Source organism: Ancylomarina sp., assembly GCF_041555295.1.
Classification (GTDB): Bacteria; Bacteroidota; Bacteroidia; order Bacteroidales; family Marinifilaceae; genus Ancylomarina.
In genome coordinates, this window is sequence record NZ_JBFFKR010000354.1 from 1 (window position 1) to 2959 (window position 2959).

4 protein-coding genes and 1 pseudogene are annotated in these 2959 nt (G+C 34.6%); all 5 read right to left on the minus strand.

Features of this window, described 5'->3' with window-relative positions; all coding sequences use genetic code 11:
• The coding region (locus tag ABY905_RS15795) for a hypothetical protein (protein ID WP_372645604.1) at positions 1-378 on the minus strand (378 nt) is incomplete at its 3' end.
• A gap of 332 nt (positions 379-710) precedes the next feature.
• A complete protein-coding gene (locus ABY905_RS15800; RefSeq protein ID WP_372645606.1) occupies positions 711-1028 on the minus strand; it encodes a hypothetical protein in 318 nt (105 codons plus the stop codon).
• An 89-nt stretch (positions 1029-1117) separates the two neighbouring features.
• Positions 1118-1717, minus strand: a complete 600-nt coding sequence (locus ABY905_RS15805) for a super-infection exclusion protein B (RefSeq protein WP_372645608.1) — start codon at positions 1715-1717, stop codon at positions 1118-1120.
• A gap of 343 nt (positions 1718-2060) precedes the next feature.
• Positions 2061-2528, minus strand: coding sequence for an IS200/IS605 family transposase (gene tnpA, locus ABY905_RS15810; protein ID WP_372645610.1), 468 nt, complete (start codon positions 2526-2528; stop codon positions 2061-2063).
• A gap of 100 nt (positions 2529-2628) precedes the next feature.
• Positions 2629-2959: pseudogene (locus tag ABY905_RS15815) on the minus strand (magnesium chelatase); the annotation flags it as partial.

The following is a 2959-nucleotide window of genomic DNA, read 5'->3' on the forward strand; positions in this document are numbered from 1 at the left end:
AACCAATAAACCTTCAGCCTTACTCAAAACCTTTGTAAAAGAAGCATCAGTTATGGTAGATGGGCGACCATCAGGAAACAATCGTCTAAAAATAGGTCGACCCGGATGACTTCTATCGTATTGCTTAGCACTACCAGCCAGGTTTTTAATGCAATCGTCTAACAGACCATTCTTAAACACAATACCATCGTAGGCCGAGTAACGAGCTTTCACTTTACTGATTCGAATTGTGACTTGAGATTGTAGATTCTCGATTTTTGGCTGAATGCTAGCAACCAAACTTTCGGTACCTTGGGTTTGCTGGCACAAACGCACATGTCTTTCGCAATTACTAATATGTGCTTCAGAGGACATTTTATCTCGTAGTAATGTTGTCATAATTTCTCCGGTTAAGGTTATTCTATTCAAATTCAATTGGTCACTATTCAATCCATTTAACCAACCATAAATCTCAACATTCAATCAACACTCCCTCTACAACAATTCATTCACCATCCACTCAAACACTTCATATTCTTTTTTATGATCGACTATCAAATATAAAAATAAATTATAGGATTCACTATCCTATTTTACAAATAAATTGTGACGTAAGTCTACAAAGTCCATTCGTTACAAAACAATAGGGGCACCCCTTGGAGTGCCCCTATAGTTTACCAGTATCTGTTACCTGCTTACCCGACTATGGATATTTTGGTGTCTTAGGTAGACTAATTCCCAAAAGGAAATATTACAGGCACATTAAAACTAATAGTGCTAACAGAACTGTTAATCTCTTTAATATCGCCTCCTACTTTAAATAGGCTGGCCACATGAATACCTGCACCTGCTTTTGATTCGTCGGTAGCAGTTACAGCAACTTTAAGTTCTATTAGTTGTTGGTTTTTCATTGAGATATCTCCTGCACCATAAGCCTTTCCCATATTAGGATTTATTATGGCTCCTGATTTACATACAGATTGTTGAGCTTCTTTAACACCAGCCATCACTTCTGTTAGTGCAGTCTTCACAAAGTCTTTTAATTCCATAGTCTTATATTATTTATTAAATTCTATTATATCTAATGTAACGAATATTACAGTTTATTGTATGACACAAATTTGTCAGTAATATCATATTACAGAAAGTTTTGACGATAGTAATTATCAGCCCACTTAGGTCTTTTATGCATTAAATCACATGGGAATCTGCTATTCTTATCTATTAACAAATCAGGGCTATCTTCTGGAATACCAATCAACGCACGATTACCATATGCCATATATATATTCGTTCGTAGCATAGGGAAACACCCTTCTTTTTCAACGTGAGAAGCAAATTTTAAAAAACCTTCTTTAATTAAAATATTAACTATGGAATCATTCTTTGGCATATTAACTACCACATTACGTTGAATTTCAAACTCTCTTAATACCGATTGTTCTGACAGGTTTAATTGTTTGATTCTAATAGACATTTTAAAAATATTTATTATACCAAAACAACATTTCCTTAATAGCTTTAAAGCGTAAAATACAATTGATAATGAAATTATTGCTACGGATACTAAGAATCCAATATCTATCAAATACCCATTTTTAGAAATCCATGTGTCAAGATTCTTTATTATTGGAAAGTATTCATATACATGTTCTAAATAACCTGTAATAATAAATGTAAGAAGTACAATAAATCTAAATGGTAAGTTCTTAGTGAGATATAAAAATACTTTCTCCATGTTTTATAATTTGATTTTGAATATCAAATATAACAATAATATATATTAGGCAATAATGAGAAAAGAAATAGAAACCTAAAATCTATCCCAAAGGGATAACATGTTTATAGAAAATTCACAAAGAAAATATTCAACCCTGAAAAGGTCGCACCAATGAGGAATGTGCGTAGGCTATAGACATATGAATCCTTCGGATTATCAGAAAAAATAAATTCTAACTTCCGCTCTGGAAACGACATACTTATTAAAAACTCAACAAAAATCCCCTCCACTTTAGGGGCATAGCCCTCTATTCTTCGTAGAAATCCCAGACGCATAAATTTTAGGGGCGTAGCCCTAACATCTACATATTATCATACCATTTAAAAAGATATTTAGAATCATAGCTAATACAGAATTTGTTAAGTAGGAATAGATATTCATCTTTAAACGTTTGCTTTTTATGATGTTCTGGTTGATTCAAAACATATTTCACGACCCTATTAATGTGTGATTTCGAATAAGTAAATGCACCATAACCTTTCTGCCACGAAAATTTACCTAGTATATATTTTTTATTATTTAGCCAATTAGATGAACCTGACTTCACCTGTTCCATTAATTTTGACGGGGCAATAACAGGATGCATACCAACAAATACATGAGCATGATCGGGATTACAATATATGGCATATACTTTACATTTTTGACCAGTAATAATACCGCAAATCACTTTCTCTAACTCATCCCTTAAACGCTCCTTTATTAAATTTTCTCTCCCCTGTACTGAAAATACAAATTGTATATATAATTGGGTGTACGTATTTGCCATGATTTTTATTTGATATCAGGGCTACGCCCCTCTTATTATTACAATATATACTTTCTACGAAGAACGCGAAGCTAACGCTCCTATATTCATCATTAATTTTTCACCCTCCCCAACCATCACGATCCAAACTTCGGTACTGAATGGCTTCAGACAAATGATCGGTTTCGATATTTTCGGAGCCTGCCAAGTCGGCTATGGTGCGCGAAACTTTCAGGATTCTATCGTAGGCGCGTGCTGAAAGGCCGACCTTCTCCATGGCAATTTTTAAAAGCTGCATACCCGCTTCGTTGGGTTTGCAATATTTTCGCAAAAGTCGAGAACTCATCATGGCATTGCTATGCATCCCTTCTTCATCGACAAAACGCTCCGTTTGAATTTGACGTGCCGCCTCAACCCTTGCCCTAATATCTGCCGATTTTTCGGACAGGCGT